This window comes from Nocardia jiangxiensis NBRC 101359, assembly GCF_000308615.1.
GTDB classification, from domain to species: domain Bacteria; phylum Actinomycetota; class Actinomycetes; order Mycobacteriales; family Mycobacteriaceae; genus Nocardia; species Nocardia jiangxiensis.
This window is the reverse complement of sequence record NZ_BAGB01000068.1, coordinates 146321-172118: the sequence shown is the minus strand read 5'-3', so window position 1 is coordinate 172118 and position 25798 is coordinate 146321. Positions and strand designations below refer to the sequence as shown.

At 66.2% G+C, this 25798-nt stretch carries 26 protein-coding genes; 13 read left to right on the top strand and 13 right to left on the bottom strand.

Annotation, left to right across the window (positions count from 1 at the left end; translation table 11 throughout):
- The first annotated feature begins 9 nt into the window (after nucleotides 1-9).
- The 5 genes from ON40_RS30150 to ON40_RS30130 all read left to right on the top strand — a co-directional run bounded on the left by ON40_RS30150 (nucleotide 10) and on the right by ON40_RS30130 (nucleotide 5622).
- Complete coding sequence (locus ON40_RS30150; protein WP_051193739.1) at nucleotides 10-936, top strand: acetaldehyde dehydrogenase (acetylating); 927 nt, start codon at nucleotides 10-12, stop codon at nucleotides 934-936.
- 14 nt (nucleotides 937-950) lie between these two features.
- Nucleotides 951-2003, top strand: coding sequence for a 4-hydroxy-2-oxovalerate aldolase (dmpG, locus tag ON40_RS30145; RefSeq protein ID WP_040828258.1), 1053 nt, complete (start codon nucleotides 951-953; stop codon nucleotides 2001-2003).
- A gap of 397 nt (nucleotides 2004-2400) precedes the next feature.
- Nucleotides 2401-3033 (top strand): TetR/AcrR family transcriptional regulator, encoded by a 633-nt coding sequence (locus ON40_RS30140; protein WP_245568055.1) that lies wholly within the window; start codon nucleotides 2401-2403, stop codon nucleotides 3031-3033.
- Between the two features lie 29 nt (nucleotides 3034-3062).
- Nucleotides 3063-4736 (top strand): NAD-binding protein, encoded by a 1674-nt coding sequence (locus ON40_RS30135; RefSeq protein WP_051193738.1) that lies wholly within the window; start codon nucleotides 3063-3065, stop codon nucleotides 4734-4736.
- 25 nt (nucleotides 4737-4761) lie between these two features.
- Nucleotides 4762-5622 carry an alpha/beta hydrolase family protein gene (locus ON40_RS30130; RefSeq protein WP_040828256.1) on the top strand — a complete coding sequence of 287 codons (861 nt, stop codon included), beginning with the start codon at nucleotides 4762-4764 and terminating at the stop codon, nucleotides 5620-5622.
- 1 nt (nucleotide 5623) lies between these two features.
- On the opposite strand, the gene ON40_RS30125 is transcribed toward ON40_RS30130, so the two are convergent.
- Nucleotides 5624-7687: a prolyl oligopeptidase family serine peptidase gene (locus ON40_RS30125; RefSeq protein ID WP_040828255.1), complete on the bottom strand. Its 2064-nt coding sequence runs from the start codon at nucleotides 7685-7687 to the stop codon at nucleotides 5624-5626.
- A gap of 103 nt (nucleotides 7688-7790) precedes the next feature.
- On the opposite strand from ON40_RS30125, the gene lpdA reads away from it, so the two are divergent.
- On the top strand, nucleotides 7791-9194 hold the full coding sequence (lpdA, locus tag ON40_RS30120; protein WP_040828254.1) for a dihydrolipoyl dehydrogenase: 1404 nt from the start codon (nucleotides 7791-7793) through the stop codon (nucleotides 9192-9194).
- Between the two features lie 96 nt (nucleotides 9195-9290).
- On the opposite strand, the gene ON40_RS52180 is transcribed toward lpdA, so the two are convergent.
- The 4 genes from ON40_RS52180 to ON40_RS30110 all read right to left on the bottom strand — a co-directional run bounded on the left by ON40_RS52180 (nucleotide 9291) and on the right by ON40_RS30110 (nucleotide 10705).
- Entirely contained in the window at nucleotides 9291-9443 is a 153-nt protein-coding gene (locus ON40_RS52180; RefSeq protein WP_157186465.1) for a hypothetical protein, read from the bottom strand.
- Entirely contained in the window at nucleotides 9440-9604 is a 165-nt protein-coding gene (locus ON40_RS52175) for a hypothetical protein (RefSeq protein WP_157186464.1), read from the bottom strand. Before ON40_RS52175 ends, ON40_RS52180 begins: the two co-directional genes overlap by 4 nt.
- A gap of 106 nt (nucleotides 9605-9710) precedes the next feature.
- On the bottom strand, nucleotides 9711-9938 hold the full coding sequence (locus ON40_RS30115) for a hypothetical protein (RefSeq protein ID WP_245568054.1): 228 nt from the start codon (nucleotides 9936-9938) through the stop codon (nucleotides 9711-9713).
- Between the two features lie 365 nt (nucleotides 9939-10303).
- Nucleotides 10304-10705, bottom strand: coding sequence for a winged helix-turn-helix transcriptional regulator (locus tag ON40_RS30110; RefSeq protein WP_085997831.1), 402 nt, complete (start codon nucleotides 10703-10705; stop codon nucleotides 10304-10306).
- 119 nt (nucleotides 10706-10824) lie between these two features.
- On the opposite strand from ON40_RS30110, the gene ON40_RS30105 reads away from it, so the two are divergent.
- Entirely contained in the window at nucleotides 10825-11682 is an 858-nt protein-coding gene (locus ON40_RS30105) for an SDR family oxidoreductase (protein WP_040828251.1), read from the top strand.
- A gap of 38 nt (nucleotides 11683-11720) precedes the next feature.
- Here the strand turns inward: ON40_RS30105 and ON40_RS30100 are convergent, their stop codons facing one another.
- A complete protein-coding gene (locus ON40_RS30100) occupies nucleotides 11721-12260 on the bottom strand; it encodes a carboxymuconolactone decarboxylase family protein (protein WP_040828250.1) in 540 nt (179 codons plus the stop codon).
- Nucleotides 12261-12376: 116 nt separating this feature from the next.
- On the opposite strand from ON40_RS30100, the gene ON40_RS30095 reads away from it, so the two are divergent.
- The 3 genes from ON40_RS30095 to ON40_RS30085 all read left to right on the top strand — a co-directional run bounded on the left by ON40_RS30095 (nucleotide 12377) and on the right by ON40_RS30085 (nucleotide 14001).
- A complete protein-coding gene (locus ON40_RS30095) occupies nucleotides 12377-12796 on the top strand; it encodes a hypothetical protein (RefSeq protein WP_169541922.1) in 420 nt (139 codons plus the stop codon).
- A 26-nt stretch (nucleotides 12797-12822) separates the two neighbouring features.
- Complete coding sequence (locus tag ON40_RS30090; protein ID WP_169541921.1) at nucleotides 12823-13425, top strand: TetR/AcrR family transcriptional regulator; 603 nt, start codon at nucleotides 12823-12825, stop codon at nucleotides 13423-13425.
- Between the two features lie 114 nt (nucleotides 13426-13539).
- Nucleotides 13540-14001, top strand: coding sequence for a DUF4189 domain-containing protein (locus tag ON40_RS30085; protein ID WP_083896034.1), 462 nt, complete (start codon nucleotides 13540-13542; stop codon nucleotides 13999-14001).
- A 13-nt stretch (nucleotides 14002-14014) separates the two neighbouring features.
- On the opposite strand, the gene ON40_RS48430 is transcribed toward ON40_RS30085, so the two are convergent.
- Together ON40_RS48430 and ramB are read right to left on the bottom strand one after the other, a co-directional pair.
- Nucleotides 14015-15661 carry a serine/threonine-protein kinase gene (locus ON40_RS48430; protein ID WP_169541920.1) on the bottom strand — a complete coding sequence of 549 codons (1647 nt, stop codon included), beginning with the start codon at nucleotides 15659-15661 and terminating at the stop codon, nucleotides 14015-14017.
- Nucleotides 15662-15902: 241 nt separating this feature from the next.
- On the bottom strand, nucleotides 15903-17312 hold the full coding sequence (gene ramB, locus ON40_RS30075; protein WP_040828247.1) for an acetate metabolism transcriptional regulator RamB: 1410 nt from the start codon (nucleotides 17310-17312) through the stop codon (nucleotides 15903-15905).
- Between the two features lie 93 nt (nucleotides 17313-17405).
- Between ramB and ON40_RS30070 the strand changes: the two genes are divergently transcribed.
- Nucleotides 17406-18947: an ATP-dependent DNA ligase gene (locus ON40_RS30070; RefSeq protein ID WP_040828246.1), complete on the top strand. Its 1542-nt coding sequence runs from the start codon at nucleotides 17406-17408 to the stop codon at nucleotides 18945-18947.
- 415 nt (nucleotides 18948-19362) lie between these two features.
- On the opposite strand, the gene ON40_RS30065 is transcribed toward ON40_RS30070, so the two are convergent.
- From ON40_RS30065 to ON40_RS30045, 5 genes are read right to left on the bottom strand one after another with little or no spacing between them, the layout of a single operon-like run.
- Entirely contained in the window at nucleotides 19363-19806 is a 444-nt protein-coding gene (locus tag ON40_RS30065; protein WP_040828245.1) for a DUF4254 domain-containing protein, read from the bottom strand.
- 56 nt (nucleotides 19807-19862) lie between these two features.
- Nucleotides 19863-20654, bottom strand: coding sequence for a DeoR/GlpR family DNA-binding transcription regulator (locus tag ON40_RS30060; protein ID WP_040828244.1), 792 nt, complete (start codon nucleotides 20652-20654; stop codon nucleotides 19863-19865).
- Entirely contained in the window at nucleotides 20651-21562 is a 912-nt protein-coding gene (locus tag ON40_RS30055) for a carbohydrate ABC transporter permease (RefSeq protein WP_040828242.1), read from the bottom strand. The genes ON40_RS30060 and ON40_RS30055 overlap by 4 nt, the downstream gene beginning before the upstream one ends.
- The gene (locus tag ON40_RS30050; protein WP_245568053.1) at nucleotides 21559-22470 is read right to left on the bottom strand and encodes a carbohydrate ABC transporter permease; all 912 of its coding nucleotides are present in this window, start codon (nucleotides 22468-22470) and stop codon (nucleotides 21559-21561) included. The genes ON40_RS30055 and ON40_RS30050 overlap by 4 nt, the downstream gene beginning before the upstream one ends.
- A complete protein-coding gene (locus ON40_RS30045) occupies nucleotides 22467-23711 on the bottom strand; it encodes an extracellular solute-binding protein (RefSeq protein WP_040828236.1) in 1245 nt (414 codons plus the stop codon). The genes ON40_RS30050 and ON40_RS30045 overlap by 4 nt, the downstream gene beginning before the upstream one ends.
- A 123-nt stretch (nucleotides 23712-23834) precedes the next feature.
- Between ON40_RS30045 and ON40_RS30040 the strand changes: the two genes are divergently transcribed.
- Both ON40_RS30040 and ON40_RS30035 read left to right on the top strand, forming a co-directional pair.
- Nucleotides 23835-24791 carry an SIS domain-containing protein gene (locus ON40_RS30040; RefSeq protein ID WP_083896032.1) on the top strand — a complete coding sequence of 319 codons (957 nt, stop codon included), beginning with the start codon at nucleotides 23835-23837 and terminating at the stop codon, nucleotides 24789-24791.
- Nucleotides 24792-24801: 10 nt separating this feature from the next.
- Nucleotides 24802-25728 carry an ROK family protein gene (locus tag ON40_RS30035; protein ID WP_040828465.1) on the top strand — a complete coding sequence of 309 codons (927 nt, stop codon included), beginning with the start codon at nucleotides 24802-24804 and terminating at the stop codon, nucleotides 25726-25728.
- The last annotated feature ends 70 nt before the right edge of the window (nucleotides 25729-25798 follow it).

Below are 25798 nucleotides of genomic sequence, written 5' to 3'. Positions count from 1 at the left end.
GAGAGTCGAGTGAGCGACAACGGAAATGCCGCCGGGAAGAAGGTTTCGGCCGCCATCGTCGGGTCCGGCAACATCAGCACCGATCTGCTGTACAAATTGCTGCGTTCGGACCGGATCGAACCGCGCTGGATGATCGGAATCGACCCGGGCAGTGAGGGTTTGAAGCGTGCGGCCGGGCTCGGTCTGGAGACCTCGCACGAGGGCGCGGAATGGCTGCTGGGCTTGCCGGAGAAGCCGGACATGCTGTTCGAGGCGACCTCGGCCTACGTGCACCGGGAGTACGCGCCGAAGTACGCCGAGGCGGGGATCCGCGCGATCGATCTGACCCCGGCCGCGGTCGGTCCGGCGGTGGTGCCGCCGGTGAACCTGGACGCGAATCTGGATACCCCGAACGTCAACATGATCACCTGCGGCGGGCAGGCGACGATTCCGATCGTCGCGGCCGTGTCGCGGGTGGTCGAGGTGCCCTACGCGGAGATCGTCGCGTCGGTGTCCTCGGTGTCGGCCGGGCCCGGAACTCGCGCGAACATCGACGAATTCACCAAGACCACGTCCAGGGGCGTGGAGACCATCGGCGGAGCGAAGCGGGGTAAGGCGATCATCATCCTGAACCCGGCCGAGCCGCCGATGATCATGCGCGACACCATCTTCGCCGCGATTCCCGAGGACGCCGACACCGCGGCGATCGCGGAATCGATCCATCGGATGGTCGCGGACATTCAGCAGTACGTGCCGGGATACCGGTTGCTCAACGAGCCGCAGTTCGACGAGCCGAGCGTGGTTTCCGGTGGCATGGCGAAGGTTTCGGTGTTCGTGGAGGTCGAGGGCGCGGGTGATTTCCTGCCGCCGTACGCGGGCAACCTGGACATCATGACCGCCGCCGCGACGCGGGTCGGCGAGGTCGTCGCCGATCAGATCCTCTCGGCCCGGGTGTAGAAGGGAGCACCATCATGAATTACGTGAAGCAGCCCTATTCGCAGGAGTTGGACGTTCGCGTCACCGATACCTCGCTGCGGGACGGATCGCACCACAAGCGGCATCAGTTCACTGCGACCGAGGTGCGCGATATCGTTGCGGCCCTGGACAACTCGGGTATTCCGGTGATCGAGGTGACGCACGGCGACGGCCTGGGCGGATCCTCGTTCAACTACGGATTCTCCAAGACCCCCGAGCAGGAACTGGTCACCATCGCGGCGCAGACCGCGAAGCAGGCCAAGATCGCGGTTCTCATGCTGCCCGGTGTGGGCGTCAAGGAGGACATCAAGATCTCGCAGGACAACGGTGCGTCGATCGTGCGCATCGCCACGCACTGCACCGAGGCGGATGTGTCCATCCAGCACTTCGGCTATGCGCGGGATCTGGGTCTGGAGACCGTGGGCTTCCTGATGATGTCGCATTCGCAGCCGCCGGAGGTGCTGGCCAAGCAGGCCCGGATCATGGCCGATGCCGGATGCCAGTGCGTGTACGTCGTCGACTCGGCGGGTGCGCTGGTGCTGGATCAGGTCTCCGATCGCATCTCCGCGCTGGTCGCCGAGCTGGGTGATGATGCGCAGGTCGGTTTCCACGGGCACGAGAATCTCGATCTGGCCGTGGCGAATTCGATCTACGCGGTGCGCGCGGGTGCGAAGCAGATCGACGGGAGCGCACGGCGGTTCGGCGCGGGCGCGGGCAATACGCCGGTCGAGGCGTTCATCGGGGTGGCCGACAAGATCGGCATCAAGACCGGGATCGACTTCTTCGCGATCGCCGATGCGGCCGAGGACGTGGTGCGTCCGGCGATGCCGCAGGAATGTCTGCTCGATCGTCAGGCTCTGATGATGGGCTACGCGGGTGTGTACTCGAGCTTCCTCAAACATGCTGAGCGCCAAGCCGAGCGGTACGGGGTCTCCGCGGCGGAGATGCTGGTGCGCGCGGGTAAGCGCAAGCTCGTCGGCGGGCAGGAGGACCAGTTGATCGATATCGCGCTGGAACTTCAGCGCGAGCAGCAGGCCGTCACCGCCTGACCACAGCTGCCCGAGGGGCCGCGGACGGATCACCGTCCGCGGCCCTTTCTCGTTGTGCCGTCACGAGTGTTCGCCGGGTGTTGTAACGAGTGTCAGCTTGCGGGCGATGAGTGGATGGGGCCGTACCGGACGTTCCGGAGAATGGCGGGCGGTCCTGCGCGCGTTCAGTGAGACGATTCAAATTAACTCTAGAAAAATCCTATAAAACGGTTATGATTGCGAGGGCCGCTCGGAATGCTCCGAGTTGGCTAACGGTTGGACACCGGCCCGGTGCGGTAGGTCATCGGTATTGCCGGTAATACAGCCAACTTTCGGCTAATGCCCGGTTGGTCGAAGGTGAAAACGAAGGGCCCGATCCATGACGAGGGGATCGGGCCCTTCTGTATTGTCTGGCGCAATGTCACAGGAGACTAATGCGGGCAGAATGTACGCCGGGCAGCCCGTAGAAGACCGGCAGCGACAACGACGTGCGCGTTTTCTGGAGTCCGGATTGACGGTGTTCGCCAGAGACGGGTATGGAAATAGTTCGGTCGGTGCGATCTGCAAAGACGCCGGCCTCTCCTCGCGACAGTTCTACGAGGAGTTCACCGGCCGCGAATCGCTGTTACTCGAGCTCTACGAACAGATCGACAGGCAATCGCGAGACGCGGTCGCCGCCGCATTGGCCTCTCATGCCGATCGTCCCGCGGTCGAGGTCATCGACGCCTGTGTGCGTTCCTATATCGAGGCGATCGGCCGCGATCCGCGCAAGGCCCGGGTGGCATTGGTCGAAGTGGTCGGCGCGGGCCCGAAGGTGGAAAAGTTTCGGCTGGAATTGCGCCGCGCCTGGGGCGCCCTGCTGGCCGGCGCCGCGGAAGACGCTGCGCTACACGGAGAAATCCCGACCGGCGACTACGAGATGCGGGTCCTGGCGATCATCGGCGCGGTCAACTACGTCGTCGACGCCTGGAGCGGCACCGACCCCCGCCCCAGCCTGGACGACATCATCCGCGTGTTACGCAGAATCATCATAGGTGCAGTAGGAGCTTGAAATGCCCCCGAGCGCGCTAGCATCGGCTGGTGAGTTCGGGGCAGGAGCATGCGGTGGGGCCGGGTTTCGTTGTCTGCGGGGATAATCCGCTCGTTTATCAGTTGGCGTTGCGGCTGGTGACTCGGTTCGCGCGGGCCACGGTGACGGTGGTGGTGCCGAACCTCGAGGGGAGTTACATTCCGCAGCTCGAGCGGTTGGAGCGGGTTCGGATCCAGTGTGCGTCGCGGATCGACGAGAAGACGTTGCGGGCCGCCGGAGTGGCCGAGGCGCGCGCGTTGGCGCTGGTGGATCAGGCCGATGTGGAGAACTTTCACGCGGCGCTGCGGGCGAACGAGCTGAATCCGGGGATCCGGCTGGTCATCCGAATGTTCAACACCGGCTTGGGATTTCGCATTCGGACGTTGTTCGCCGACTGTGTGGTGCTGTCCATGTCGGAGATGGCCGCGCCCTCGTTCATCGCGGCGGCGGTCAGTGAGAATGCCTTCGACTATCTGCGGCTGGCCGATCGCACCCTGTATGTGGGGAGTTCGGCCGAGACGCCCGCGGACCGGGTGGTGTGCGGACTCGTGGAGGGGCCCGGATCGGATATCGCGCTGACACCCGTCGCGCCCGCGACCGGGCGGGTGCTCGCACTGTCCGGCCGGGAGCCGTATTCGCCTGGTGCGCCGCGAGTCTGGCTGAGCCTGATCCGGTATCTGGCGCGCCACGCCCTGATTCGGCTGCTGCTGGGGCTGATCGCGATGATAGCGTTCGGCTGCTGTCTGTTAGTCATGGTTGGAACTGGCTGGGGCACAGCGGTTTACGAGACGATGTTGGATGCGGCGGGGGCGGCCGCACCCGAGCCGGAGAAGAGTACGACGTTCAAGGTGGTGCAGCTGGCCATCACCTTCCTGGGCCTGACGATGACGCCGGTGGTGACCGCGCTGGTGGTGGGCGGGGTTTTGCGGGCGCAACTGTCCGATGTCAGCGCGCCCGATCCGGCCCGCTTCACCGATCACGTCATCGTGGCCGGGCTCGGCAATGTCGGTCGACGCGTTCTCGAACAGCTCAGCGACCTCGGTGTTCGCGTGGTCGGGTTGGATCACGACGAGAACGCGCGCGGTGTCGCGCAGGCTCGCGCGCTGGGGGCGCCGGTCGTCATCGGCCAGGCCACCTGGGACGATTCGCTGCGCGCGGCCGGTGTTTCGCGGGCGCGGGCCCTCGTGCTGGCCACCAGCAGTGATGCGGTGAATCTCGAGGCCGCCATGCTCGGCCAGTCCTATCGTGACGATCTGCAGGTGGTGCTGCGCCTGTCCGACGACGATCTCGCCGACCGGGTGCAGCGCAGTCTGCGCAAAGCCGTGGTGCGCAGCGTCTTCCAGCTCGCCGCCGACGGATTCGCGGCGGCGATGAGTGAACGGCGGGTGATCGCGACGCTGTCGGTCGGCGCGGCCCACCTGATGGTCGCCGAGGTTCCGGTGCAAGCGGGTTCGGACCTGGTCGGCAAGCCGCTGGACACCGCGGACCTGCCCGAACACACCCGTGTCATCGCCATGCAGCACAGCGGGGGCGCGGGACTCGAATGGCAGCCCGCCCCGGATACCGAACTCGCCGAAGGCAATCAGATCGTCGTGGTCACCACCCGCACCGGACTGGGCGAGTTGTTGCAGCGCAGCGAAGGCGTCGAGAGGGATACCCCCGAGCCGGACACGGTCAGTGCCTGAGACGTGCGCGCGGTAGCGTGCCCGCATGGAGACTGTTCCGATTCAGGTGCCCGATGGTAGTACCGTGCCGGTGCGGTTGGTTGCGGCCCGCGGGCAGCATCGGCATCCGATCACACCGGATGCGCCGCGGGCGGTGGTGGTGATCATTCCCGGGCTGGGGGTGCCGGGGATCTATTACGGCGATTTCGCCCGGGAGCTGGCCGGACGCGGAGTGGACGTGGCGATCGGGGAGTTGCGCGGAAACGGCGACAGCAGTCCGAAACCGGATGCGGACAGCACCTACGGCTACCACGAACTCGTCTCGGTGGACTTCCCGGCGATCTTCGAGGTGGTGCGCGAACGTTTCCCGGACAGCACGCCGATTCTGTTGGGGCACAGCATGGGTGGGCAACTCGCCACGATGTACGCCGCGCGGATCCGCGGCCGCCTGGGCGGGCTGATCCTGATCGCCTCCGGCACACCGTATTTCCGCGGTTACAGCGGAATCTTCCGGTCCGGAATGCTGCTGGGTCCGGCCGCCATCTCGCTCACGGCCAATCTCGCGGGCTTCTGGCCCGGCGACCGCATCACCGCCGGAGGATTCGGCCGCCAGTCCAAGGTACTCATCTCCGACTGGGCGCGGCTGGCCCGCACCGGCCGATTCGTCCCCGTCGGTGCGGATATAGACTACGAGGAACGCATCGCGCGCCTGAAACTGCCGGTGCTGTCGATCACCATCGAGGGCGACGATCTGACCCCGCGCGGTTCGGCCGCGCACCTGCTGGAGAAGCTGCCGAACGCCGCGGTGACGACCTGGCACGAGCCGAAACCGTTGGGGCACAACGGCTGGATCACCGATCCCGGCAGCACGGTCGATCGCATCGAAACCTGGCTGCGGGACCGGTGATTCACACCTGCTTGCGGTCCTCCATGAGCATCTGGGTGAAGAACTCGTAGATCAGGGCCGCCTGGAACGCCATCTGCTTGTTGTCGGCCGCGCCGCCGTGCCCGCCCTCGATGTTCTCGTGGTACCAGAGGGTGTGGCCCTGTTCCTCGAGCAGTGCGGCCATCTTGCGGGCGTGGCCGGGGTGGACGCGGTCGTCGCGGGTGGAGGTGGTCAGCAGGATCGGCGGATAGGGCCGGTCGGCGCGCGCGTTCTGGTAGGGGGAGTACTTGCTGATGTACTCCCATTCCTCGGGCTTGTCCGGGTCGCCGTATTCGGCCACCCAGGACGCCCCGGCCAGCAGCAGGTGATAGCGCCGCATATCCAGCAGCGGCACCTGGCAGACGATCGCGCCGAACAGTTCCGGATACCGGGTGAGCATCACGCCCATCAGCAGCCCGCCGTTGCTGCCGCCCACCGCGCCCAGCTGCGGTGCGGTCGTAATGCCCCGAGCCACGAGATCTTTCGCGATCGAGGAGAAGTCCTCGTAGACCCGGTGCCGATCGGCCTTGAGCGCCTGGGTGTGCCACTGCGGCCCGTATTCGCCGCCGCCGCGGATATTCGTCATCACCCAGGTGCCGCCGCGCTCGAGCCAGCCCATCCCGGACGCGCCGTTGTAGCCCGGCGTGCGGGAGATCTCGAAGCCGCCGTAGCCGGACATCACCGTCGGACCGGCCTGCCCGCGCCGATCGCGATGCCGGATCACGAAGTAGGGCACCATCGTTCCGTCATCGGACCGGACGAAGAACTGTTCGGTCTCGATGCCCTCGGTGTCGAAGAATCCGGGTTCCTGTTTGAGCAGCGTGGTCGGCCCGCCCACCGAACCGGACAGCAGGGTGGCCGGTGTGGTGAAACCGCTCGAGGTGAGCATGAATTCGTCGCCGCCCTCGAGCGGGTCGAGGTTCATCACATTGGTGGTCGCCATCGGCGGGACGTCGGTGAGGGTTTCGCGCGTCCAGCCGCCCTCGGTCTGGGTGAGCACGTAGAGCCTGGTCTGCACATCCTCGAGGGTGATCAGCAGCAGATGGTGTTCGGTCCAGCCGTAGCCGTGCAGTGCGGTGTGCTCGTCGGGGGTGAAGATCGTCTCGAAATTCCTCGCGCCGTCCAGGAATTCGGTCAAACTCATGGTGATCAGCGCACCCGCGGGATAGGTCACGCCGCCCACCTCCCACGGTGTCTTCAGGCGCAGCAGCAGCCAGTCCCGGTACCAGGACACCGAGGCGTCGGTGGGTGTCTCCAGGCGGCGCAGGGTGCCGTCGTCCTCGATCAGATAGGCGATCTCGTTGTAGAAATCTGTTGCGCGAGAGACGAAATGGCGTTCGTAACCGGGAGTGCGGTCGTATCCGGCGGAGACCGCGACATCGCTCGCCTCACCCTCCAGGATGGTGTGCGCCTGCTCGAGCGGGGTGCCGCGCGGCCAGCGCTTGGCGATCCGCGGATAGCCGGAGTCGGTGAGCGAGTCGGGGCCGAAATCCGTGCCGACATAGACCGAATCGGCATCGATCCAACTCAGCTGCGATTTGGCCTCGGGAAGGTGGAAGCCGCCGTCCTCGGGTGCGCGGAACTGTTTGGTCCGCAGATCGAATTCGCGCACCACCTTGGCGTCCGCGCCGCCGCGGGACAGGCTGATCAGCGCCAGGGACTGCGCCGGCCGCAGCACCGCCGCACCGGCCCACACCCAGTTCTCCTCCTCGGCCGCGGCCAGCGCGTCCAGATCGATCAGCACCTCCCACTCGGGCCTGTCGGTCGCGTACTCGGCGAAGGTGGTGCGTCGCCAGAGGCCCTTGGGATGTTCGGCGTCGCGCCAGAAGTTGTACAGCCACTGCGCGCGCCGAGTCGGATACGGGATGCGGGTGTCGGTGTCGAGCATGTCCAGGATGCGATGCTCGAGCTCGTTGAACCGGTCCGTGGTGGCGAACCGCTCGACGACCACGTCGTTGTGCGCGCGGGCGAAGTCCAGGGCCCGATCGCCGGTGACCTCCTCGAGCCAGAGGTAGGGGTCGGTCTGCTGTTCCTGCGCACCACTCATAGCTGACATTCTTACCGAGGACACCGCGGTCCTCGCGGCGAACTGCGGTTGTGGATCACCACCCACGGCTGCGAGTTACCACGCCGTGACTAGACTCGTCGCCGTGACTTCCCACTACGATGTCGTCGTTCTCGGCGCCGGGCCCGGCGGTTACGTCGCCGCGATCCGCGCCGCACAGCTCGGATTGCGAACAGCGATCGTCGAGCAGAAATACTGGGGTGGGGTGTGCCTGAACGTCGGGTGCATTCCGTCCAAGGCCCTGCTGCGCAATGCGGAGCTCGCGCATATTTTCACCAAGGAAGCCAGGACGTTCGGAATCTCGGGCGAGGCGAGCTTCGACTTCGGCGCGGCGTTCGACCGCAGCCGCAAGGTCGCCGACGGCCGCGTCAAGGGCGTGCACTTCCTGATGAAGAAGAACAAGATCGATGAGTACGACGGGGCCGGTACGTTCACCGACGCCCACACGCTCTCGGTCGCGTTGAGCAAGGGCGGCAGCGAGACGATCACGTTCGACAACGCGATCATCGCCACCGGCACCGAGACCAAGCTGCTGCCGGGCACGTCGCTGTCGCAGAACGTGGTCACCTACGAGGAGCAGATCCTCACTCGCGATCTGCCGGGGTCGATCCTGATCGTCGGCGCGGGCGCGATCGGCATGGAGTTCGCGTACGTTCTGAAGAACTACGGCGTCGACGTGCGGATCGTGGAGTTCCTGGACCGCGCGCTGCCGAACGAGGACGCCGACGTCTCCAAGGAGATCACCAAGGCGTACAAGAAGCTGGGTGTCACGATCACCACCGGCGCGTCGGTGCAGTCCATCGAGGACAACGGTTCGAAGGTTTCGGTGTCGATCAAGGACAACAAGTCCGGTTCGATCGAGACCGTGACGGTCGACAAGGTGCTGCAGGCCGTCGGTTTCGCACCCCGCGTGCAGGGCTACGGCCTGGAGACCACGGGTGTGCAGCTCACCGACCGCGGCGCGATCGCGATCGACGACTACATGCGCACCAGCGTCCCGCACATCTACGCGATCGGTGACGTCACCGCGAAACTGCAGCTCGCGCACGTCGCCGAGGCGCAGGGCGTGGTCGCGGCCGAGACCATCGGCGGTGCGGAGACCCTCACGCTGGGCGACTACCGGATGATGCCGCGCGCGACGTTCTGCCAGCCGCAGGTCGCCAGCTTCGGCCTCACCGAGGAGCAGGCCCGCGCCGAGGGCTACGACGTCAAGGTCGCGAATTTCCCGTTCACCGCGAACGGCAAGGCGCACGGCCTGGGCGACCCCACCGGTTTCGTCAAGCTGATCGCCGACGCCAAGTACGGCGAACTCCTCGGCGGCCACCTCATCGGCCCCGACGTCTCCGAACTCCTGCCCGAACTGACCCTCGCGCAGAAGTGGGACCTGACCGTCAACGAACTGGCCCGCAACGTCCACACCCACCCGACGTTGAGCGAGGCGCTGCAGGAAGCGATCCACGGCCTCGCCGGCCACATGATCAACTTCTGATTGCTGTCACCAAGGTGCCCTCCGGTTTTCGAACCGGAGGGCACCTTGGTGACAACATCTAGTACTTCCGTTCGTGCGCAATACTATTCGCTGTCGTCATGGGTTCATATCTCTCGTGACGCGGTCGCGTTCGGCCCAATCGTCCAGTCCGGTTGCGACGCGAATGAGCAGCGCCGCCGCGGGAAGCGTGGTCCGATAGCGCGGGATGTGGTGTGCGCCCGGTGTGCGGCGGGGAAGCTCGTCGCTCATTTCTGGCGCTCGCGCAGATCGATCACCGCTGGTCGGGGTGTCTGCGTCCGGTATCGCCGGACGCAGATGACGCTGCAGAACACGTGGTCGTCGTACCGGTGGATCTCGAGGTTGCGGTGGCCGCACCAGTCGCACCACAGATCGTCCGGGGAAATCGTCATGGCAGTACCGGCTGCCTGGCGAGGTTCCGGCCGCATCGCGTGCGCTCGGGCTTGTCGCGTGCCCGGTATCGCTTGCGAACCGCGAGCGGCCGGGCGGACGGGCCGCTCATTTTCCGATCCGATGTGTGCCGGGGTGGATGCGTCCGGCCGCGACCAGCACCTTCCAGGCTGTGCGCTTGCGGGCGCAGTCGGTGATGCTGCAGTCGCGATGCCGCTGCATAGCGAAGTGTGCGGCCGCGAGGCTCATCGTCTCGTCGAGTGCGTCGTGCGGGAAGCGGGGCATCCAGACGCTGGTGTCCATGGAGGTACTCGTCCTGAGGATCGGTGAAATCATCGAACCCCTCCGTTTCGGTTAATTGTTCCTAGTTCCCTTGTGCTGCAACACTTTCGATTGGAATACGGACTGCACTTTCCGCTTCGGCTGTTCGGTATCGGCAGCTTCGTCCACCGTGCACCGAAAAGTGGTCGGATGGGATGCGCTGCGGTTGCGGCTGCGTTGACCTTCCGTTGCGGTCAGCTCGCGCAAGGGCCGGTCGAGCGGTGAGGTCGCATCCGCTGAACCGAGCGCTCGGTACGACAGCGGGGCCCGACCGCGCGAAAGCGGTACCTACACCCTCATGTCCTACGGGCGTGAAGTTGGTCATCGTCAGGTCGGGCCATCTCCGTCGGGTTGTCAACGGCATTGCGCCGCTGGCGATCTCACTCGCGGTGATAGGCAGCTTGGGCTGCGCGGACGGTGTCCATGTTGCCTTCCAGGATGACGATCAGGTCGTGGATTTTCTCGGCTACCTGGGCGCCTAGGTCGGTGAGGGTGTACTCGACGTGCGGGGGGATGGTGTGGTGGGCCTCGCGGTGGACCAGGCCGTCGCGTTCGAGGGTCTGCAGGGTTTGCGAGAGCATGCGTTCGCTGACGCCGTCCACACGGCGGCGTAGGGCGTTGAAGCGGTAGGGGCCCTCGCGCAGGGCGGCCAGGGCCAGGATGCCCCAGCGGCTCGCGACGTTCTGCAGGACGGGGCGGGAGGTGCAGTTTCGGGCGAAGACGTCGGGTTCCAGCGAATCCAGCGCGTCATCGGCGCTTTCGGTCGGCTGGGCATCCCGCATGGTCATGACAGTAATACTACCCATCGGCACTGTAGTGACATGAAGCACAGTAGTTGGGGAATGCTGGGTACTTACTATTAGTTAGTGCATGATGATTCGTACCTATTCAGGAGGTAGATATGACTGAGACCGTCGCCGTCACCGGAGCCAGTGGTCAGCTGGGTCGTCTCGTGGTCGAAGCCTTGTTGCGCAGGAATGCCGGGCCGATCGTCGCGATCGTCCGGAATCCGGCCAAGGTGGCCGATCTGGCCGAGCGGGGCGTGCAGGTTCGGCAGGCGTCCTACGGTGATGACGAGGCGTTCGATCGTGCGCTCGCCGGGGTCGATCGGCTGCTGCTCATCTCCGGTACCGACTTCGGTGACCGGGTCGCCCAGCACACCGGCGTCATCCGCGCCGCCGAGCGCGCCGGGGTGCAACTGCTCGCCTACACCAGCATTCCGCGGGCCGACGAGAACCCGATGGCCCTCGCTCAGGAGCATCGCGACACCGAGGCCGTATTGGCCGAATCGACCGTGCCGCACGTCTTTCTGCGCAACGGCTGGTACTGGGAGAACTACACCGATCGCGCCGCCGCGGCAGCCGAACACGGCGTGCTGCACGGCAGCGCGGGCGAAGGCCGGGTCTCCGCCGCCGCCCGCGCGGACTACGCCGAGGCGGCCGCGGCCGTGCTCACCACCGACGGCCACGCGGGGCGAAGCTACGAACTGGGCGGCGAAAGCCTGACCTATCCCGCTCTGGCGCAGGTGATTTCGGAGGTCTCCGGCAAATCGGTCGACTACTCGGACGTTTCCGAGGCCGAATACGCCGCAGCCCTGGAGCGGAACGGCCTGCCCACCCCGGTCGCCCACGTCCTCGCCAACGCCGACACCGGCATCCGCGACGGCTGGCTCGACGTCACCACGGGCGACCTGGCCGCGCTGATCGGCCGTCCGGCCACACCGCCCGCCGAGGTCCTCCGCGCCGCGATCGCACGGTAATTTCCGCGCCCGCTATCGTCCGAACGTCCCGGGCCGGCTCAGTGGTCGGTTTGGATGCGCAGGGTGGTGATGGTGCTGGCCAGGCCCTCGTATTGGTTTGTGAGCAGGACGATTTCGATGAGGCGCCGCTCGTCGTAGTGGGTGGACAGCGCGGACCAGGCGGCCTCGTCGATGTCGCGGGTCAGCACCAGTTGGTCGACGGCGGTCAGTAGGGCGCGTTCCTTGTCGGACCAGCCGGGGGCCTCGGGGCCTTCGTGCAGGCGGGCCAGGATCTCGCGCGTGACTCCGGCGCGTTTGCCGAGGCGGATGTGGTGGTCGGTCTCGTATTCGCAGTCGCGCAGGTGGGCCACGCGCAGGATGACCAGTTCGGTTTCGTAGCGACGGAGCTTGCCGCCGGGCATCAGGCGGCCGGAGAAGTGCAGCCAGCCGCGGAACAGGCCGCCGGTGCGGCCCAGCGTGCTGAACAGATGGGCGTCGGGAGTGCCCGCCGCACGCGAAAGTACTTGCCAGGCAACCCAGTTCACTGGTCCGAGTTCACGCAGGCGGCCCGGTTCGATACGCGGCTTCGTCGTCACCATGCCTCACGCTAACAGGTGTCCGGGATCGGCGGCCAGAGGTGATGTACAGCGGCGTTCGCAGATGTGTCCAGTGATCTGCGTTGCTTATTGACCATGCAGCCAATATTATTGGCTGCATGGTCAATAGCTCTGAGGTTCGTGATCTCCCGTGGCTTCGCCGTGCCGACGTGCTCGTTCGGGGCTACGTCGTCATCGTGTTGGCCACGATCGTGGTACTGGTGGTTCTGTCGGTTGTCGATGCCGCCCAGGCGACGAAAGATGCCTGGGGTCATGCTGTGATCGTGATGTTGTTCGCCGTACTACTGCCGTTGCGGATGCGTTCCGCGCGCTCGGGCAGTCGCTGGGCCCTGCGTGCGGTGGGGCTGATCTCCGCGGTCCTGTTGCTGGTCAATGTCGTCGAAGCGCTCGTGCCGGAGATGTTTCCGATGTGGATGCGGATCGAGATGATCGCCATCGCCGTACTCATGGCCGCGGTGGTCACCTGCGTGTCGATGCATGCCACGCGGCGCGACGAGAACATTCTGGCGGACCGCTGATGGCGGAGCGTCCGGCGAGGCGGCGCTTGAGCCAGAGCGAGCGCGAGAACCAGATCATTCAGGCCACCATCCGGATCATTGCCGAACGTGGTTACGCCGCAGCGAGTCTCGAGGCCGTCGCCGAGGTCGCGGAGGTTTCGAAAGGGTTGATCTCGCACTATTTCGGCAGTCGCGAGACGCTCATGCGCCGGACGGCGGAGGAAGCGCTCGGCGAAATCCGCAGAGCCGTAGCCGATTCGGTGGACATGTACGCGCCGCTTCCGCAAGTGCTACGGGAGACGATCCTCGCCGCAGCGCTCCTATCGCAGAACCACACCGCGCGACTGCGGGCGCTCCAGCAGATCGTGCTCAACCTCAGAGACTCCGAGGGCGCGCAGATCCTGACCGTGCACGACTACGAGGACACCTACGCCTCCCAGGAGGAGATGTTCCGACGCGGCCAGGACTCCGGCGATATCCGCTCCGACCTCGACCCGCGGATCCTGGCGGTCAGCTATCAGGGCGCCGTGGACGGCATGCTCGCCTATCTGGACGCCCACCCCTCGGTCGACCCGCACCACTATGCCGCACAGTTCGCCACGGCATTTCTCGAAGGTCTGCAAGTCGGTCGCCGACACGATTCCGGATAACCATCCGAGGCGGAAATTATTACCGCCCAACCGGCATGGAAATAGTGGCTGGACAAGCGAGATGAATGCCGCGATGATCGCCCGGTACTGTCGTCCGATATCGGGGTCGATCACATGTCATTGTTGGGAAAGTCTTTGGCGGCCATGGTGATTGCGACCAGTGGGGCCATTGTCGTGGTTGGCGCGGGGACCGCGAATGCCGCCGGAGATCTGTACGGCGCGATCGCCTCCGGAATGGGCCATGCCGGTTCGGCGGTCGACTACCCGAACCAGGCTGCCGCGGAGAAGGCCGCTCTGGCCGCGTGCTCTCGGACGGGCGGGCGCGCGTGCGTTGTGATGACTCGGATGCACAACGAATGCGGCTCACTGGTCGAAAAGGACGTGCAGAACGCCGTGGGGCCATTCGTCGTCTCGTCCACGCAGCGCTCCTTCTACACGGGAACCGGTCCGACGCGCGCTGCCGCGGAGCAGAAGGCGAAATTCGCCCCCGACCACCAACTCGATGAGCCGTGGGTCTTGCGGGTCGTCAGGCCGGCGTTCGTGGTGGACACGGTGTGCACCGCCAACGCCGGGTGAATCGGCCGGTCGGCTAGTACGACTTCGAATGCGGGACCACCTGTGGGGCCTCGGGCGGGTACGTGTGCTGCTGCCCGGCGGGCGCTGTGGGCTGAGCCTGTTCGGTGGGTGAGTCGGCGGTGACGAGCGAGGTTGCCACGGTCGGAGGTGTCAGGACCGGCTGTGTGGTGCTGGGGACGGGTGTTGTAGTCGGCGTAACTTGTTGTGAGACAACCGAAGACGTCGGCTTTGTGGCGGGTGTGGTCGAGTTGTCGCGCATCGTGTAGACCACGCCTGCCACGCCGACGGCTGCCACCAGAACGCCCGAGCCCGCCGCAATCGCGAGGCGTCGGGCCCGGGCCGAGCGGTCGGTGCCGATGCTCGGTTCCGTCGGGTGCGGTGGCTCCGGGGCATGGTCCGGGTGCGGTGGGCCCGGGGCGGTAGTCGGTGGCGGAGGTTTCACGTCGCCTGCTGGTTGACCGGCGGTCGACGGCCGGGGCGTCGACTCGCCTACCGGGCGCGGGAGTGTGGGTACGGCGAGCGCTGGATCCGTGACCGGTCGTGGGGACGCTGAGCTTGCAGCCGGTTGCGGAGAGGCCGGGGCGGCATCCGGTTGTACGGATGCCCGGTCTGCGGCTGCTGGCGAGGGCGTCGGGTCAGCAACCGGTTGCCGAGGTGTCGGGTCGGCGGCTGGTGGCTGGGGTGTCGGGGCGCTGGCTGGTGCCTGGTGGGTCGGTGTGGCGACCGGTGGTTGTTGAGGCATCGGCGCGGCCGCCGGTGGCTGAGGTGTCGGGTCGGTGGAAAACGCAAGTGGCCGTGAGGATTCCCAACGCACGGTCACTGCGGCCGGTGCCAGACAACGGGTGGCCGCCTCGGCGAGGGCGGTGCAGGTGGCGTAGCGGTCCTGTGGTGATTTGGCCAGGGCCGTGGCGATCACGGCGTCCATTTCGGTGGGGAGTTCGGGGCGCAGGGCGCGTGGTGCGGGTGGTGGGGCGGTGAGGTGTGCGCCGATCACGGCCGCTTGGTCCTTGCGCGGGAACGGAGGGCGTCCGGTCAGCAACTGGTACAGGGTGCAGCCGAGGGAGTAGATGTCGGCGCGGCGGTCGGCGGGTGAATCGGTGAATCGTTCGGGAGCGGCGTAGGCGAAGCTGGCGGCGATTCCGGACATGGTCACGGTGTCGTCGAGGGTGCGGGCGATGCCGAAATCGGTGAGTACCGCGCGCTCGTTGTGCCGGTGATCGGTCTCGATCAGCAGATTCGCCGGTTTCACGTCCCGGTGCAGCACCCCTTGCTCGTGCGCGTAATCCAGTGCGCGCGCGGCATCGTCGATCAGCCGCACACCGCGCTCGGGAGCCAGGCCGTCCGGATGATCGCTCAGCAGTGCGGCCGCGTCACCGCCGTCGACATAGCGCATCGCCAGCCACAGATCCGGATCGTCGGCGGCATTGCGGTCGTAGACGGGGACGATATTGGGGTGATCGAGCCCGGCCGCGAGGTTCGCCTCGCGATCGAAGGCGAAGCGCGCCTTCGGATCCAGCGTGAAGGTGTCGGTGAGCACCTTCAGCGCCACCCGGCGGCGCAGACGCGGGTGTTCGGCCAGGTACACCGTGCCCATCCCACCGGAGCCGAGCAGGCGTTCGATGGTGAACTCGTTGAACACAGCCCCCGGCTGCAAACCCACTGCCGAACCTCCCCGACGCACACGCCGACCGCGCTGGTGAACTGTGCTGCGGCCCAGAGGGAATGTAGCGCAATCGACCTGGCACTGTCCTCGGCAATTCGGGTCGGCGGCAGCGGCCACCGCGACTGTTGCGATGGCGCGCGAGATCGAGTCGCGGTGTTCGATCTCCTGATGCATGCGTCAATGCGCTCGTGAACTGTATTGCAGCTCAGCGGGAATGACCTCGGGGCGGGAAACGGTCCTATCGCAGCACGTACGGCGAGATGGAGCTGCGGTGTTCGCTGATGTCGAGGGATTTGCCCAGGGGTGGGAAGGCGCGCTGGGGGCAGTTGGCGCGGGCGCAGACTCGGCAGCCCGCGCCGATCGGGGTCACCTGCGGATCGTTGAGGTCCAGGCCGTCGGCGTAGACGACGCGTCCGGCGTGGCGGAGTTCGCAGCCCAGGCCGATGGCGAAGGTTTTGCTGGGTTCGCCGTAGCGGGTGGCGCGACGTTCGACGGTGCGGGCGATCCACAGGTAGCGGCGGCCGTCGGGCATCTGCGCGATCTGGGTCATGATCCGGCCGGGATAGGCGAAGGTCTCGTAGACGTTCCACAGCGGGCAGGTGCCGCCGGAGGAGGAGAAGTGAAATCCGGTGGCGGACTGCCGTTTCGACATATTTCCCGCGCGGTCCACGCGCACGAAGGAGAACGGCACACCGCGCAGTTTCGGGCGTTGCAGGGTGGACAGGCGATGGCAGATGGTTTCGTAGCTCTGCGTGAAATGCGCCGAGAGACGCTCGATGTCGTAGCGGAAATCCTCGGCGATCTCGTGGAAATGCGAATACGGCAGCACGGTGGCGGCGGCGAAGTAGTTGGCCAGCCCCAATTTCGCCAGGATCCGGGTGTCCTCGGACGCGAAATTGCCTTCTTCGACCAGTTTGTCGATCAACTCACCGCATTCCAGATAGGCCAGTTCGGCGGCGAGTTTGAACACCCGCTGCCCGCCCGAGAGGTGCGGGGCGATCTCGAGTCGCCCGGCCTCGGCGTCGAAACGGTGTAATACGCCCTCGCCCAGGTCGATTCGCTCGATGATCTGCACGCCGTGCACGGTGGACAGCCGCCGGGCGATCTCGCGCTTGAGATCTCCGCCGTGGAAGCGCATGCGGTTGGTGAGTTCCTCTGCGGCGGTGTCCAATTCGTGGATGTAGTTCTGCCGCTGATAGAAGAAGTCGCGAACCTCCTCGTGCGGGCGGGAGATCGCGCCCGAACCGCTGCCGTCGGAGAAGCGATCCTCGGTGGCCGCGGCGAGCTGGGCGGTGGTGTTGCGGTAGCGGCGGTGCATGTTGACCATCGCGCGCGCCAGGCTCGGATGTGCGGAGACCATATCGGCGATCTCCTGCGCGTCGGCCTCGATCGCGAGCTCCTGGTCCATCACCACCTCCTGCAGCTCGGCGATCAGCCGGGTATCGTCCTGAGAGGAGAAGAAGCTGGTGTCGACGCCGAAGACTTCGCTGATGCGCAGCAGTACAGGGACCGTCAGCGGGCGCACGTCGTGTTCGATCTGGTTGAGGTAGCTCGCCGAGATCTCCAGCTTCTTGGCGAGCGACACCTGGCTCATGCCCCGCTCTGCGCGCAGCTGACGAAGCCGCGACCCGACATAAGTCTTGGCCATATGTCCAGTTTAGGAAGCCTTCGCAGCATTGCCAATAGTCGATTAACAAAACCGCTGAGCTATATGTCACAGCCCCGGGTTACGGTCTGAGTCGTGTTGCTCTCGGATGTCGTGGAAGCCTCGCGGACAGTGCGGGCGACTTCCTCGCGCAAACTCAAGATCGCCACCCTGGCCGAGCTGCTCGTCCGGGCGGGCGCCGATGAGCTGGCCCCGGTCGTCGCATGGGTTTCGGGTGAGCCGACGCAGGGGCGGATCGGTGCGGGCTGGCGCACGCTGTCCACGATCGAGGCCGCCCGGGCCGCGGAATCGGCGCTGACGGTCGTCGAGGTGGAGCATGTGCTGGACGAGTTGGCGGGCGCGGCAGGCAAGGGATCCTCGGCCCGTCGCCAGGAACTGCTGACCTCGCTGTTGCGCGCGGCCACCGAGCCCGAACGCGAGTTTCTGGTGCGGCTGCTGACCGGTGAGCTGCGTCAGGGAGCACTGGCCGCACTCGTCGCGGAAGCGGTGGCGCGGGCGGCGGAGGTGCCGGTGGAGCAGGTGCGGCGGGCGTACATGCTGTCCGGGCGGCTGCCGGTGACCGCGATGGCGGCGATGACCGGTGGTGCGGCGGCGCTCGCGGAGTTCGGCCTCGAGGTCGGGCGGCCGATCCGGCCCATGCTCGCCTCGCCCGGCGCGATGCTGGATGGAGCAATGGCCGAGTTCGACGGCGAGGTGAGCGTCGAGTACAAGCTGGACGGCGCGCGAATTCAGGTGCATCGCAGCGGATCCCAGGTGTGGGTGTTCACCAGGACATTGCGCGATATCACCGCCGGGGTGCCCGAGCTGGTTCGGTTGGTCACCGAATTACCCTGTGACAGTGTCGTTCTCGATGGTGAGACGCTGGCATTGGACGATTCGGGTCGACCGCGGCCGTTCCAGCAGACGATGAGCAGATTCGCGACCTCGGATGCGGCGCCGACCGTCGCTGGGCAGCCGATCACCTCGACGCGCGATCTGCTGCTGCATCCCTATTTCTTCGACTGCCTGCATCTGGACGGTGTGGATCTGCTCGATGCGCCGTTGTCCGAGCGTCGCGAGATGTTGTCGAAAGTAGCTGCGGCACACAGTATTCCGGCACTGGCCCGGCCGGATGCCGAGGCTGCCGCCGACTATTTCGACGCTGCCCTGGCCGCCGGGCACGAGGGGATCGTGATCAAATCACTCGCCGCGCCCTACGCCGCCGGACGACGCGGCCGCGCCTGGCAGAAGATCAAACCCACGCACACACTGGATCTGATCGTGCTGGGTGCGGAATGGGGATACGGCCGCCGCACCGGTTACCTGTCCAATCTGCATCTGGGTGCCCGCGACCCCGACGGTGGCGAGCCGGTCATGGTCGGCAAGACCTTCAAGGGCCTCACCGACGCACTGCTGCGCTGGCAGACCGAGGAATTCCCCCGGCACGAGCGCACCCGCGACGAACACACCGTCTACCTGCGGCCCGAGCTGGTCGTGGAGATCGCCCTGGACGGGGTGCAGGTCAGTTCCCGCTACCCGGGCGGCGCGGCACTGCGTTTCGCCCGGGTGGTGCGATACCGCCCCGACAAGGAGCCCGCCGACGCCGACACCATGGATGCCGTGCGAGCTCTGCTGTAACTTCTCGGTTGGAGAAAACCGCGCGGGGTACACAGCCCAAATCAGTGGCTTGACCTGCGGGTATTTATTGCCAGTTTATTCACAGATTTCTCGCGGTCGTTCTCGAGGTAGTAGGCGCAGGATCAGTAGTTGTCGGGTTCGACCGGCGCGGATCAACTGCCCTGATCCGTCATCCCAGCCATCGGCGGCGCTGCACACCCTCGCCAGCGCCGCCGTTCGGCGCCCTCGGCCATCTCTTGGCAAACTTATCAGTGTCTTCTCAGGTGAAAGCCCTGGTCGTCGGTGCTGTTCGCAGGCACAATCACTGGTGGGGGACAGACCATTTTCCCGCTGCCGGCGCCGTTGAACCTTGGCCGCGGCGCCGGCAGCAACTTTTCGGTATCGCATCGTGGTGTGTTCGAGCGCGCTACGTCACCTAGGGCTCGTATTCGTGATGGTCGCTCAGATCCGGTAGCCGGCAGCGTCCCGCGACGACCTCCGCCGCCAGATCGTCGTAGGCCACGGCCAGTTGACTCAGGCGTCGCCAGGCATCGCTGATCACCCATTCGGGTGCGGTGGTCAGGGTCAGGTAGGCCAGCGCCGAGAACTGCGCCAGCCGGTCGACCACCGTGCCCACCGTCTCGGTGTGCAATCGCACACCGCGATGGGCGTGGGGTAGCTCCCGCGCGACCCAGCGGTCTATCTCGTGCACCAGGTGCGCTCTGCGCCGATCGATATCGGCGGCGACCCCGGGACTCGCATCGAGCCGCTGTTCGTGCAACTCGGCCAGCCGGCACGCGGACTGCAGCACGAGGTTTTCCCCGTGTGGCAGACCCCGGCAGGCGTCCAGCAGCAGGTTCTTGGGTGGGAGTGGTTCCACGCCGGTTTATATTGCCCGCCAAATATTTCCGAATAGCAACGGAGGGTGGGACGTGGTCAGACCAGGTCGACGCGGACGCCTGCCTCGCGGATGGCGGTGATGGCGTCGGGATCCGCCGCGGTATCGATGACCAGGATGTCGATGTCCTCGATGGGGCAGATGCGGGCCAGGGCGGTGGTTTCGAGTTTCTCGGCGGTGGCCACGACGACGACGCGGTCGGCGCGACGCACCATTTCCGCGTTGATACCGGACTCGTCCAGGTGACGTCCCTGGGCACCGCCCGCGGCGGTGATGGCGTTGACGCCGAGAATCAAGGTGTCCAAATGCAATTGGGCCATGGCGCGCTCGGCCAGCGGACCGTGCAGTTCGTAGGATTCCCGGCGGGCCTGGCCGCCGATGCAGATGGTGCGCAGGTGCGGGCGCAGGACAAGTTCGCCCGCGATGTTCAGCGCGTTGGTGACGATGGTCATCGGATTGTCCGCCGAGGTCGGCAGATCCGGGCGACCGGCCAGGGCGCGGGCCACCGCCGTGGTGGTGGTGCCGCCGTTGAGGCCCACCACCTCGCTCGGATTGACCAGTGCCGCAGCATATTCCGCGACACGCTGTTTGGGCTCGTCGCCGTTGCCGCGATAGCGGGCGGGCAGATCGTAGGCGACCGAGGTCGCCACGATGCCACCGTGCGTGCGGGTGGCCAGCTGCTGATCGGCCAGCGAGGTGAAGTCGCGGCGGATGGTGGCGGGGGAGACCGAGAGGATCGCCGCCGCCTCCTCCACCGTCAGCCGCCCGGACTCGGACAGCAACTCCAGCAATCGATTCCAGCGCTGAGAACGGTCTGCCGCGGCGGTCATTTCACGCTTCCCGCGGTCAGACCCGCGACCAAGCGCTTCTCGATGAACGCGAACAGGATGACGACGGGCACCACGCCGACAGTAGAGACGGCGAACACGTACTGCCAAGCCGTGTCGTACTGCCCGATGAACTTGGTCAGCGCCACCGACAGCGGCTGATTCTCCGGCGTGGTGAGAATGACCAGGCTGGCGGCGAATTCGTTCCAGCAGGAGACGAAGGCGAAGATGGTCGCGGTGACGATGCCCGGCCACACCAGCGGCAGGCTCACCCGGGTGAGAGTCTGTATTCGGTTGAGCCCGTCCAGTTGTGCGGCCTCCTCGATCTCCACCGGCACCGAGGCGAAGAAACTGTGCAGGATCCACACCGCGAAGGACAGATTGAACGCGGCGTTGACCAGGATCATCGCCAGCCAGGTGTCGTTGATGCCGAGCGCGAAGAACTCCCGGATCAGGCCCGTCACCAGGACCACGGGTTGCAGCATCTGGGTGACCAGGACCAGACCGAGGAAGGCGAGTTTGCCCGGAAAGCGCCGTCGCGCGGTGTAATACCCGGCCGGGATCGCCACCAGCAGCACGATCACCGTGGCGCACACCGAGATCACGATGGTGCTGACCATGTTGAACGGCAGCGGAGTTTCCGGTGTGTGCCACATACTGCCGTAATTACCCGGACTCCACTGGTGCGGCAGATAACTCGGCGGGATGTGCAGGATCTCCGAACGCGGCTTGAGCGAGCCGAGCACCATCACGATGTACGGGATCAGGAAGATCACCGCGATCACGATGCCGACGACGGTGAGATCCCAGCGCCGCCGCGGGCTTTTCGTCTTGGTGGTCGAAACAGATTGTGCGGCAGAGGATTCGGTGGACTCGAATCCTGTCGTCGCGGTCGGTGATTGTGAGGTCATCGCGCTTCCTCCCCGGCCGGACGGATCAGTTTCATGTAGATCACGATGATCACCGCGATCAGCGCGAAGTTCAGCACGCTCAGCGCGGCGGCGGTGTTCAGCTCCTGATTCTGCTGAATCAGTTTGAAGGTCAACGTCGTCGTGGTGTCCGCGCCGAATCCGGCGATACTGCCGGTCAGCACCTGCAGGATGGGCAGCGAGTTGAACACGTTGATGATGTTGATGATCGCCGCGACCGCGATCGCCGGACGCAACTGCGGCAGCGTCAGGTAGCGGTACCGCTGCCACGCGCCCGCGCCGTCCACCCGGCCGGCCTCACCGAGCTCGGCCGGAATCGATTGCAGCCCGGCGAGAATCGTGTAGGTGGTGAACGGGATCGATACGAACACCGCGACCCCGATCGCGACCAGGAAGGCCGGCCCCGCCTGTTTGGTGAAGCCGAATCCCCGGTGCAGCACCCCGATGTCGACCAGGAAGCGGTTGGCGATCCCGACGTCCGGATCGAGCATGTACGCGAAGACCGTCGTGGTCATCACCACCGAGGCCGCCCACGGCACCAGCACCGCCAGCCGGACCGCGGTGCGGCCCGGGAACTCCTTGTTCAGGAATTGCGCCAGCGCCGCGGACAGCACCAGCGTGATCAGCACGACCGCGACCACCCACACGACCGTGTGCCCCAGCACGCTGCCCAGCGCGCTGATCCCGAACAGCCTGCGGTAGTTGGCCATTCCCGCCGGGCCCAGATCCTGCCCGTACGAGGTGAGCTTGCGGGTGGAGGTCCAGATCATGTAGGCGGCGGGGAACGCCACGATCGCGGCGATCAGCACCAGTGCCGGGCCGATCCACGGCAACGCACGCAGCGTTGCCATGGATCGGCGCGGCGTGGATGCCGCCGGGGCGCTGGTCAACTCGCCGCCTGCTGAATGGCCTTCAGCACGGTCGCGGGATCGGCGCCCTGGGTGACGGTGCCCAGCTGCTGCTTCATCGCGCCCTCCACCTTGGCCCACTTCGGGTTGTTGCTCGGGTAGAACTTGGCCACCGGAAGCGTTGCGCCGAACGCCTTCACGACCGGATCATCGGCCATGGCCTGCGCGCCGCTGGTGGTCACGGGGATGAAGTGCTCGGCCTTGACGAACGTGGCGTAGTTCTTCGGCTGGTAGAAGAAGTCCAGGAACTTCTTGATCGCCGGACGCTTGTCGACCTTCTTCTTGAACGCCATCAGATGATCGGCGACGCCGAGGGTGACCGGCGCGCCGTCCTTCGTCGGGGTCGGCGCGGTGGCGTACTTCAGGCCCGGGTTCTTCTGCTGGATCATGTTGATCACCGGCGGCAGGCCCTCGATCATGCCGATCTTGCCTTGGATGAAGACGTTGATCAGCGGGGTTCGATCCGTCGCGCCCGGATTCGGTTGTGTCGCACCGGCATCGGAGATCGCCTTGATCGCCTGGACGCCCTCGAGGTTCTGCGGGGTGTCGATGGTGAGGTTGCTACCGTCGGACCAGTTGCCGCCCGCGCCGAACGTCCACAGCGACGTCTCGGCCTGGGTCTCCTCCTGGCCCAGGGGCAGGCCGTAGCCGGAGATGCCGCCGCCGAGGGCCTGGATCTTCTTCGCGTCGTCGGTCAGCTCGGCCCAGGTCTTCGGGGGCGCGCCGATACCCGCCTTCGTGAACAGGTCCGTGTTGTAGAACAGCGTGCGCGTCGAGGCGAACAGCGGCAGGGCCCACTGGGTTCCGTTCATCGAGGCGTTCTCGACGAAGCTGTGCTGCAGATCGCCCAGCACCGGCGCGTCGGCGATATCGCTTGCGGGGTAGAGCTTTCCGTCCGAGGCGTAGGTGGAGTAGGCGTCGATGTTGAGCAGATCGGGCGTGCTGGACTCGGATTGCAGGTCGGTGCGGACGACGTCGGGGATCTGCTTCCACGACTCCATCTGCAGGTCGACCTTGATGCCCGGGTTCTGCTTCTCGAAATCGGCGATGATCGAATCCCATTCGGCCTTCGTGCCGTCGCTGTAGATCGGCGCCAGGAAGGTGATCGTATTGGGATCGTCGGAGTTGGATTTACCTCCGCCGAACCCACAGGACGAGACTGTCAGCGCTAGGCCGGTGGCCAGCGCGATCGCGGACAACGCGCCGCGGAGTGGACGTTTCACGAGAGAACCTTTCAATGCTGCACACCCGGCGGGACGAACGCGGATGATGAAGCGAACGGGTCGATTGGTCCGAATCTAGCCCACTCGGTGATCGAATGTGACCGTTTCGAATGTAAAGTTGACATGAACGATCATCGGGGTGATTCTGGTGACGTGCCGACCTCCGCCGATCGAATCCCCCAAATTCCGCCGCTTCCCGAGACCCATCTGGCCGCCGAGGTGGTCACCCAGCCCGACGATTGGACGCGCGCCGCGCGGACCGCCGCCGACCATGCCGCGCTGCTGCCGCAGCCGGGTGAGCGAGTGGCCGTGATCGGTTGCGGCACCTCGTATTTCATGTCGCGGGCGATCGCCGCACTGCGTGAATCCGCCGGGCAGGGACTCACCGACGCCTGGCCCGCCGGGCAGGTGCGCAGCCGGGAGTACGACCGCTACCTGGTGATCTGCCGTTCGGGCACCACGACCGAGGTGCTCGAGGCGATGCGCGCACTGCCCGACGGCGTGCCGCGCACGGTGATCTGCTCGAGTCCGGGCACGCCCGTGCTCGAGCTGGCCGATCCGATCCTGATCGCCGATGTGGACGAGCAGTCGGTGGTGCAGACCCGTTTCGCCACCACGGCGCTGGCGATTCTGCGGTGGCATCTGGGCGAGGATCTCGCACCGGTGATCGCGCAGGCGCGCGAGGTGCTCGCCGAGGATCTCGCCGAATCGCTGGCCGCGGTGCGCTCGGCCGAGCAGATCAGTTTCGTCGGAATGGGTTTCGCGGCGGCCGTCGCCGACGAGGCCGGGCTGAAACTGCGCGAATCCTGTCAGTCCTGGACCGAGGGATATCTGGCCACCGAATGGCGGCACGGTCCGGTCAGCATCGCAGCGCCGGGGCGCGCGGTGTGGGCGTTCGGACCGGTGCCGTCCGGTCTGGCGCAGGACGTCGCGGCCACCGGTGCGCATTTCGAACATCGCGATATCGATCCGATGGCCGATCTGGTGCGTGTGCACCGGCTGTGCCAGGTGCGCGCGGCCGATCTGGGGCTGGATCCCGATCACCCGCGCAGCCTGAACCGTTCGGTGATCCTGGGCTGACGGGTCAGTGGTGCGCACTCCCGGTCCGGCGGATCCGGTCCTGGCCGTGGATGTCGGCGGGACGACGATCAAGGCCGAAATCACCGATGGCGCAGGCGAAGTGCTCAGCAGCGGAACCGTCGCGACGCCGCCCGGTGCGGCGGCCTTCGATGCGGTGGGTGCGCTGGGCGATCGTCTGCTCGCGGAACTACCTGCCGTACAACGTGATCGGGTGATGCGGGCCGCGGTCATCCTGCCCGGAATCGTGGATCCCGCCCGTTCGCTGGCCGTGTTCAGCAGTAACGTCGGGTGGCGGGATGTGAAGGTGGGCAGTCGATTCACCGATCGCTGGGATATGCCGGTACTGATCGAACATGATGTCGCGGTGGCCGGCTGGGCCGAATGGCGATACGGCGCGGGCCGCGGCTGTGACGACGTGTGCGTCCTGATTCTGGGCACGGGAATCAGCGGAACCCTGTCGGTCGGCGGGCGGCTGGTGCGCGGTGCGGCCGGTCAGGCCGGGGAGTACGGGCATATTCCGGTGCGTCATCGGGACGGGCTGCGCTGCCCGTGCGGGAATGTCGGGTGCGTGGAGACAGTGGCCTCGGGGGCGGCCATCGCCCGTGCCTACACCGCTCGTACCGGGCGTGAAACAGCTGGAGCCGAAACAGTTTTCGCGGCTCTGGACAGCGATCCGGATGCGCGCGCGGTGGTCGCGGACGCCATCGACGCCCTCGCCGAGGGATTGTTCGGCGTCATCCACGCGACCTGTCCGGAACTGGTAGTGCTGGGCGGCGGTCTGGCCCGCGCGGGCGACGTGCTGACCGGTGCGCTACAGGATCGGCTGACCGAACTGCTGCGCGTGGCCCCAGTGCCCCGGGTGGTGCTGGGGGAGTTCGGCGCGCGCGCCGGGCTGGTCGGGGCCGCCCGATATGCCCGCTCGGGCACGTTGGATTGAACCACCGCCGCAACCGCCCCGGTCGAAATTGCCGAATGGTTGCGGTACGGGGAGTCCGGGCGGGTACGGT

Excerpts from the sequence above, each read along its gene's own strand:
- ON40_RS30085 (WP_083896034.1), top strand. The coding sequence starts at position 13,540 with ATGTCATTGTTGGGAAAGTCTTTGGCGGCCATGGTGATTGCGACCAGT.
- ON40_RS30140 (WP_245568055.1), top strand. The coding sequence starts at position 2,401 with ATGTCACAGGAGACTAATGCGGGCAGAATGTACGCCGGGCAGCCCGTA.
- dmpG (WP_040828258.1), top strand. The coding sequence starts at position 951 with ATGAATTACGTGAAGCAGCCCTATTCGCAGGAGTTGGACGTTCGCGTC.
- ON40_RS30095 (WP_169541922.1), top strand. The coding sequence starts at position 12,377 with ATGGTCAATAGCTCTGAGGTTCGTGATCTCCCGTGGCTTCGCCGTGCC.
- ON40_RS30060 (WP_040828244.1), bottom strand. The coding sequence starts at position 20,654 with ATGACCGCCGCGGCAGACCGTTCTCAGCGCTGGAATCGATTGCTGGAG.
- ON40_RS30055 (WP_040828242.1), bottom strand. The coding sequence starts at position 21,562 with ATGACCTCACAATCACCGACCGCGACGACAGGATTCGAGTCCACCGAA.
- ON40_RS30110 (WP_085997831.1), bottom strand. The coding sequence starts at position 10,705 with ATGCGGGATGCCCAGCCGACCGAAAGCGCCGATGACGCGCTGGATTCG.
- ON40_RS30105 (WP_040828251.1), top strand. The coding sequence starts at position 10,825 with ATGACTGAGACCGTCGCCGTCACCGGAGCCAGTGGTCAGCTGGGTCGT.
- ON40_RS52175 (WP_157186464.1), bottom strand. The coding sequence starts at position 9,604 with ATGACGATTTCCCCGGACGATCTGTGGTGCGACTGGTGCGGCCACCGC.
- ON40_RS52180 (WP_157186465.1), bottom strand. The coding sequence starts at position 9,443 with ATGAGCGACGAGCTTCCCCGCCGCACACCGGGCGCACACCACATCCCG.
- ramB (WP_040828247.1), bottom strand. The coding sequence starts at position 17,312 with ATGGCCAAGACTTATGTCGGGTCGCGGCTTCGTCAGCTGCGCGCAGAG.
- ON40_RS30125 (WP_040828255.1), bottom strand. The coding sequence starts at position 7,687 with ATGAGTGGTGCGCAGGAACAGCAGACCGACCCCTACCTCTGGCTCGAG.
- ON40_RS30040 (WP_083896032.1), top strand. The coding sequence starts at position 23,835 with ATGAACGATCATCGGGGTGATTCTGGTGACGTGCCGACCTCCGCCGAT.
- ON40_RS30100 (WP_040828250.1), bottom strand. The coding sequence starts at position 12,260 with ATGGTGACGACGAAGCCGCGTATCGAACCGGGCCGCCTGCGTGAACTC.
- ON40_RS30130 (WP_040828256.1), top strand. The coding sequence starts at position 4,762 with ATGGAGACTGTTCCGATTCAGGTGCCCGATGGTAGTACCGTGCCGGTG.
- ON40_RS30115 (WP_245568054.1), bottom strand. The coding sequence starts at position 9,938 with ATGATTTCACCGATCCTCAGGACGAGTACCTCCATGGACACCAGCGTC.